This is a genomic window from Pseudoalteromonas sp. CO109Y, from assembly GCF_004208935.1.
In the GTDB taxonomy this organism is placed as follows: Bacteria; Pseudomonadota; Gammaproteobacteria; order Enterobacterales; family Alteromonadaceae; genus Pseudoalteromonas; species Pseudoalteromonas shioyasakiensis.
This window is the reverse complement of sequence record NZ_SGPD01000076.1, coordinates 1-209: the sequence shown is the minus strand read 5'-3', so window position 1 is coordinate 209 and position 209 is coordinate 1. Positions and strand designations below refer to the sequence as shown.

At 48.3% G+C, this 209-nt stretch carries 1 tRNA gene; it reads right to left on the bottom strand.

The annotated features are described in order from the left end of the window. A tRNA-Val gene (locus EXT43_RS20625) sits at positions 1 to 73 on the bottom strand. Positions 74 to 209 lie beyond the last annotated feature (136 nt).

The following is a 209-nucleotide window of genomic DNA, read 5'->3' as shown; positions in this document are numbered from 1 at the left end:
TGGGTCGTACTGGACTTGAACCAGTGACCCTCGCCTTGTAAGGGCGATGCTCTCCCAACTGAGCTAACGACCCATATTACATACAGCATATTATCTTAATGGAAGGACCACCGAGACTTTCTTTAATAACAGAAAGTAAATGGTGGGTCGTACTGGACTTGAACCAGTGACCCTCGCCTTGTAAGGGCGATGCTCTCCCAACTGAGCTA